Raw genomic sequence first — 6,535 nt, 5'->3', positions numbered from 1 at the left:
ACAGCACCCGGCCCCCAGCACCCGGCCCCCACAGCACCCACAGCACCCACAGCACCCAGAGGAGCACGCCCGCGGTGGCACGCAGCAGCACGCGCCCGACCAGCCGTGACGTCGCCCGCGCGGCCGGAGTCAGCCAGGCCGCCGTCTCACTCGTCCTCGGCGACAAATGGCGCGGCCGCGTCTCCGAGACCACCGCCCAGCGCGTCCGCCAGGCCGCCGCCGACCTCGGCTACCGCCCCAACCTCGCCGCCCGCAACCTCCGCCTCGGCCACACCCGCACCGTCCTCCTCGTCGTCCCCGCCCTCACCACCGAATTCTTCGCCGGCGTCTACACCGGAGCCGCCCGCGTCGCCGCCCGGCACGGCTTCGGCGTCGTCCTCTACCCCTCCCCCGAAGGCGTCGGCCCGGCCCGCGACCCCTTCGCCAGCGCCCAGGCCGCCCTCGACGGCGTCATCGCCTCCTCCATGGCCGCCGACGCCCTCACCGCCATCAGCGGCGACCAGCTCCCCCTCGTCATGCTCGACAGCGACCCCGCCGGCAGCCTCGGCGCCGCCACCGTCAACCTCGACATCACCGACGGCGTCCGCCAGGTCACCGACCACCTCCTCGGCCTCGGCCACCGGCACCTCCTCCACCTCGCCGCCGACATCCCCTCCTGGACCTTCCAGATCCGCGCCCGCGAACTCGCCGGCCGCCTCGCCGCCACACCCGGCACCCGGCTCACCACCGCCCACGCGCCCATCACCATCGACGCCGCCCGCGCCGCCACCGAGACCGCCCTCACCACGCCCGGCCCCCGCCCCACCGCCATCGTCTGCGACGACGACAAACTCGCCGCCGGCGCCTACAAGGCCGCCCGCCGCCTCGGCCTGCGCATCCCCGACGACCTCTCCGTCACCGGCCTCGACGACCTCGCCCTCGCCACCGCCCTCGACCCCGAGCTGACCACCGTCCGCCTCGACGCCGAACTCTTCGGGGAACGCGGCATGGAGGCCCTCCTCGCCGTCCTGGAAGGCCGCGAGCCCCCGCACGGGGACATCCCGGTCCAGCTCATCCCACGAGCCTCCACGGCCCCGCCACGGCCCTCCTGAGGCCCTCCCGCGCCACCCACACACAGTGCCCCCGACCGGAAACCGGCCGAGGGCACCTGAACAAACACCGCGCAGCGCGCGCCTCACTCCTTCTCGGAGCCGGACGCCTCGTCCGGATCGTCCGCGCTCTCCGCCTCGGTCGTCGCACCGTTCGCCGCCAGCAGCCGCGACAGCTGACCGCCCACGATCCGCTTGAACTTCCGCTTCTGCGGCCGCGTCCGGTCCAGCACCGCCACCTCGAGACGCTCCGCGGGAATCTCCCGCTCACCGCCGTTGGTGTCCCGCGACAGCGCCTGCACCGCCAGCTTCAGCGCCTCCGCCAGGCTCATCCCGTCCCGGTGCCGCTGATCCAGGAACGTGCTGATCTGCTCCGCGTTGCCGCCGACCGCCACCGACCCGTGCTCGTCCACGATGGAACCGTCGTGCGGCAGCCGGTAGATCTGGTCGCCCTCCGGCGTCTCACCGACCTCCGCCACCACCAGCTCCACCTCGTACGGCTTCTCGGCCGCCGAGGAGAAGATCGTGCCCAGCGTCTGCGCGTACACGTTCGCCAGACCGCGCGCGGTCACGTCGTCACGGTCGTAGGTGTAACCACGCAGATCCGCGTACCGCACACCGCCGATGCGCAGGTTCTCGTACTCGTTGTACTTGCCGGCGGCCGCGAAGCCGATCCGGTCGTAGATCTCGCTGAACTTGTGCAGCGCACGGGACGGGTTCTCACCGACGAACACGATCCCGTCGGCGTACTGAATGACCACCAGGCTGCGACCGCGCGCGATGCCCTTGCGGGCGTACTCGGCGCGGTCCGCCATGGCCTGCTGGGGTGAGACATAGAACGGCGTCGACACCGGTTATCCGTCCCTTTCTGTCATGGTCACTGGGATCACCTCACTGCGAAGACCGAGAGCGCCCGCTCAGAGCAGGGCGGCCCGCGGCCCGTCCGGCTCCTCCAGCCGCCGCTGGAGCACCGCGCGCGACAGCTCGGACGCCTCCTGCTCGGTCAGCCGGCGGAAACCGTCCTCGGTGATCACCGTGATGATCGGATAGATCCGGCGCGCGACGTCGGGACCACCGGTCGCCGAGTCGTCGTCGGCCGCGTCGTACAGCGCCTGCACCACCAGGGTGGCGGCCTCTTCCTCGGTCAGGTCGTCACGGAACAGCTTCTTCATCGCACCGCGCGCGAACACCGAGCCCGAGCCGGTCGCGGCGAAGTTGTGCTCCTCGCTGCGGCCGCCCGTCACGTCGTACGAGAAGATGCGGCCCCTCTCGCGGTCCAGGTCGTACCCCGCGAACAGGGGGACCACGGCCAGGCCCTGCATGGCCATGCCGAGGTTGGAGCGGATCATCGTCGACAGGCGGTTCGCCTTGCCCTCCAGGGACAGCTGCGCGCCTTCGACCTTCTCGAAGTGCTCCAGCTCCAGCTGGAAGAGCTTGACCATCTCCACGGCCAGGCCCGCCGTGCCGGCGATGCCGACCGCGGAGTACTCGTCCGCCGGGAAGACCTTCTCGATGTCCCGCTGGGCGATGACGTTGCCCATGGTGGCGCGGCGGTCACCGGCGAGGACGACGCCTCCGGGGAACGTCACGGCCACGATCGTCGTCCCGTGCGGGGCCTCGATCACGCCCTGCACCGGCGGCAGCGTCCGCTTGCCCGGCAGCAGCTCCGGCTGATGGTCCGACAGGAAGTCCATGAAGGAGGACGACCCAGGCGTCAGGAAGGCAGCTGGTAGACGCCCGGTGCCACGAGTATTGGCTTCCACGAGTTTCCTTCCAGATAGGCGGCGGCCCGGCGTACGGCCCCGGGGTCGTCCCCCAGCTTGCCGATGGCCGAATTGCAGTTGAAGCACAGTACGCCACGGACCCTACCCGTCTTGTGGCAGTGATCCACATGTGCGGCCGGGGCATTCAGACAGATCACACAGAGCCCGCGCTGAGAGGCGACCATGGCGTCGCGTTCGGCCTCGGTGATGCCGTAGCTGCGCTTGAGATGACCGGCACGGCCCTCTGCGGCACGGCATGTCTTGCAGCGCGTGGACAGCCCGTCCGAGGCGGACGAGTTGCGATGCCATTCGGCCCACGGTTTGACCTCGCCGCACTTCAGACAGAGCTTGTGCCCCGCCGGCACGTCCACCTTTTCCCGAGCCGGCTTCCCCATGGCTTCCCGACGGCGCCGGTAGTGCGCGGCGCCGTATTCCGCCACGCACTCCCGGCAATAGACCTGAAGGCCGTCACGCCGGTTCCGGTCCCGCGCAAACGCTGCGGGAGGCAGCTTCCGCTCACGCTTCCCGCAGCGTTTCGCGTTCGGTTCCTCGACCACCCGACTCCCCCGCACCCTTTACTTCGAAGGCGATGTCGCCAATTTGCCTTTACTCCCCGCCTTTTTGCACGAAGGAGCGCACGAAGTCCTCGGCGTTTTCCTCAAGTACGTCATCGATTTCGTCCAGGACCGAGTCCACGTCGTCGGTCAGTTTTTCCTGTCGTTCCTTGAGGTCTTCGGAGCCCTGTGCTTCCTGGGTCTGCTCCTCGACCTCTTCGGTGGAGCGTGTGGCCTTCTGCTGGCCGCCGCCGGTGTCCTTGGTCGCCATAACCCTCACCCCGCTCAGTTCGCCGTTCGCTGATGATCAGACCCTACAAGCCGGGTCCGACATCGGCCCCGTAGTTCAAGGAACGTACGGCGGCCATCTCGATGATTCCCTGACGCCGGGATTTCCACCCTGCGAAGGGAGCCGAATCAAAGCCCCGGACCGGGGTTTCAATTGCCGGACAGCACCCTGACCAGCTCATCAGCGGTCCGGCACCGGTCCAGCAGCTCCTTGACGTGATTTCGCGTTCCGCGAAGAGGTTCCAGGGTTGGCACCCGCTGGAGCGAATCGCGGCCGGGAAGGTCGAAGATGACCGAGTCCCATGAAGCCGCGGCCACGTCGTCCGCGTACTGCTCCAGGCACCGCCCCCGGAAGTACGCCCGCGTGTCCTCCGGCGGCTTCGTGCGCGCCCGCTCGACCTCCGCGTCGTCCAGCAGCCGCTTCATGCGGCCCTTGGCGGCCAGGCGGTTGTAGAGGCCCTTCTCGGGGCGCACGTCGGCGTACTGGAGGTCCACCAGGTGCAGCCGGGGCGCGTCCCAGTCGAGGTCGTCGCGACGGCGGTAGCCCTCCATGAGCTGCCGCTTGGCGACCCAGTCGAGTTCCGCGGCCAGGCTCATGGGGTCGTTCTCCAGCCGGGTGAGGGTGTCCTCCCAGCGGACGAGGACGTCCTTGGTCTGGTCGTCGGCGTCGGCGCCGTAGCGCTCCTCGACGTACTTGCGGGCCAGCTCGAAGTACTCCATCTGCAACTGCACCGCGGTGAGCGTCCGTCCGCTGCGGAGCGTGACCAGGTGCCGGAGGGAGGGGTCGTGGGAGACCTGGTGGAGGGTGCGGACGGGCTGGTCGACCGCGAGGTCCACCGCGATGAAGTTTTCCTCGATCATGGAGAGGACCAGTGCGGTGGTGCCCAGCTTGAGGTAGGTGGAGATCTCCGAGAGGTTGGCGTCGCCGATGATCGCATGGAGGCGGCGGTACTTCTCGGCGTCCGCGTGGGGTTCGTCGCGGGTGTTGATGATGGGCCGCTTGAGGGTGGTCTCCAGGCCCACCTCGACCTCGAAGTAGTCGGCGCGCTGGCTGAGCTGGAAGCCGTGTTCGTGGCCGTCCTGCCCGATGCCGACGCGGCCGGCGCCCGCGAAGACCTGGCGGGAGACGAAGAAGGGCGTCAGGTGGCGCACGATGTCCGAGAAGGCGGTCTCCCGCTTCATCAGGTAGTTCTCGTGCGTGCCGTAGGAGGCGCCCTTGTTGTCGGTGTTGTTCTTGTAGAGGTGGATGGGCTGGGCGCCGGGGAGCGCGGCGGCGCGTTCGGCGGCCTCGGCCATGATGCGTTCGCCCGCCTTGTCCCAGAGGACGGCGTCGCGCGGGTTGGTGACCTCGGGGGCGCTGTATTCGGGGTGGGCGTGGTCGACGTAGAGCCGGGCGCCGTTGGTGAGGATGACGTTGGCGAGGCCGATGTCCTCGTCGGTGAGCTGGCTGGAGTCGGCGGCCTCCCGGGCGAGGTCGAAGCCTCGCGCGTCGCGCAGCGGGTTCTCCTCCTCGAAGTCCCAGCGGGCCCGGCGGGCCCGGTGCATCGCGGCCGCGTAGGCGTTGACGATCTGGGACGAGGTGAGCATGGCATTGGCATTGGGGTGGCCGGGGACGGAGATGCCGTACTCCGTCTCGATGCCCATTACTCGCCGTACGGTCATGCGGCCCTCCTTGCCCGGCGGCACCCTCTGTCTTGGATGCCGCTCGCGTACCGCTGGCGCTCCGGTGCGTGTGCGGTGCCCGTCCCCGCACTGCGCGACTCGGCGGTAGGAAAGAGCCTAGAACGCCTTTGCACTGGTGGGGAGATCATTTCCGTCATTGACTGCTCCGGTCGTGGCCTGAAAAGCGAGCGGCTGCGGATGCCCGTGGCGGGCATCCGCAGCCGCTCCGCCGTTTACAGGTACTGACCGGTGTTCGCCACCGTGTCGATGGACCGTCCGGTGTCCGCGCCCTGCTTTCCGGTGATGAGGGTGCGGATGTAGACGATCCGTTCGCCCTTCTTTCCGGAGATGCGGGCCCAGTCGTCGGGGTTGGTGGTGTTGGGCAGGTCCTCGTTCTCCTTGAACTCGTCCACGCACGCCTGGAGGAGGTGGGAGACGCGGAGGCCCTTCTGGCTCTTGTCGAGGAAGTCCTTGATCGCCATTTTCTTCGCGCGGCCGACGATGTTCTCGATCATGGCGCCGGAGTTGAAGTCCTTGAAGTAGAGGACTTCCTTGTCTCCGTTGGCGTAGGTGACTTCCAGGAAGCGGTTTTCCTCGGATTCGGCGTACATCTGCTCGACCGCCGTCTGGATCATGCTCTGGACGGTGATCTCCTTGTCGCCGCCGTGCTCGCCGAGGTCGTCGGAGTGCAGCGGGAGGCGCTCGGTGAGGTACTTGCCGAAGATGTCCTTGGCGGCTTCGGCGTCCGGGCGCTCGATCTTGATCTTCACGTCGAGCCGGCCGGGCCGGAGGATGGCGGGGTCGATCATGTCCTCGCGGTTGGAGGCGCCGATCACGACCACGTTCTGGAGGCCCTCGACACCGTCGATCTCCGCGAGGAGCTGGGGGACGATGGTGTTCTCGACGTCGGAGCTGACGCCGGAGCCGCGGGTGCGGAAGAGGGATTCCATCTCGTCGAAGAAGACGATGACGGGGGTGCCCTCGCTGGCCTTCTCACGGGCACGCTGGAAGACGAGGCGGATCTGCCGCTCGGTCTCGCCGACGTACTTGTTGAGCAGCTCGGGGCCCTTGATGTTGAGGAAGAAGCTCTTGCCCGCGGCCTGTCCGGTCACTTCCGCGACCTTCTTGGCGAGCGAGTTGGCGACGGCCTTGGCGATCAGGGTCTTACCGCATCCGGGGG

Annotated in this window: 7 protein-coding genes; 1 reads left to right on the top strand and 6 read right to left on the bottom strand. The window is 68.7% G+C overall.

Annotated features, from left to right (window positions below):
* Nucleotides 1-74 precede the first annotated feature (74 nt).
* Nucleotides 75-1,091, top strand: coding sequence for a LacI family DNA-binding transcriptional regulator (locus GT030_RS34865; protein WP_161204488.1), 1,017 nt, complete (start codon nucleotides 75-77; stop codon nucleotides 1,089-1,091).
* 83 nt (nucleotides 1,092-1,174) lie between these two features.
* On the opposite strand, the gene prcA is transcribed toward GT030_RS34865, so the two are convergent.
* The 6 genes from prcA to arc form a co-directional block, all read right to left on the bottom strand.
* Nucleotides 1,175-1,939: a proteasome subunit alpha gene (gene prcA / locus GT030_RS34860; RefSeq protein WP_161204487.1), complete on the bottom strand. Its 765-nt coding sequence runs from the start codon at nucleotides 1,937-1,939 to the stop codon at nucleotides 1,175-1,177.
* Nucleotides 1,940-2,005: 66 nt separating this feature from the next.
* Nucleotides 2,006-2,851, bottom strand: coding sequence for a proteasome subunit beta (gene prcB / locus GT030_RS34855; protein WP_161204486.1), 846 nt, complete (start codon nucleotides 2,849-2,851; stop codon nucleotides 2,006-2,008).
* Nucleotides 2,803-3,408, bottom strand: a complete 606-nt coding sequence (locus GT030_RS34850; RefSeq protein WP_161204485.1) for an endonuclease VII domain-containing protein — start codon at nucleotides 3,406-3,408, stop codon at nucleotides 2,803-2,805. The genes prcB and GT030_RS34850 overlap by 49 nt, the downstream gene beginning before the upstream one ends.
* Before the next feature lie 49 nt (nucleotides 3,409-3,457).
* Nucleotides 3,458-3,676, bottom strand: a complete 219-nt coding sequence (locus GT030_RS34845; RefSeq protein ID WP_030812711.1) for a ubiquitin-like protein Pup — start codon at nucleotides 3,674-3,676, stop codon at nucleotides 3,458-3,460.
* 167 nt (nucleotides 3,677-3,843) lie between these two features.
* A complete protein-coding gene (dop, locus tag GT030_RS34840) occupies nucleotides 3,844-5,355 on the bottom strand; it encodes a depupylase/deamidase Dop (protein ID WP_346009813.1) in 1,512 nt (503 codons plus the stop codon).
* A gap of 233 nt (nucleotides 5,356-5,588) precedes the next feature.
* Nucleotides 5,589-6,535: proteasome ATPase (gene arc / locus GT030_RS34835; RefSeq protein WP_161204484.1), on the bottom strand; the 947-nt coding region annotated here is incomplete at its 5' end.

Origin of the sequence: Streptomyces sp. SID1328 (genome assembly GCF_009865595.1) — a bacterium.
GTDB lineage: Bacteria > Actinomycetota > Actinomycetes > Streptomycetales > Streptomycetaceae > Streptomyces > Streptomyces griseoluteus.
This window is presented reverse-complemented; position numbering and strand designations above follow the sequence as displayed.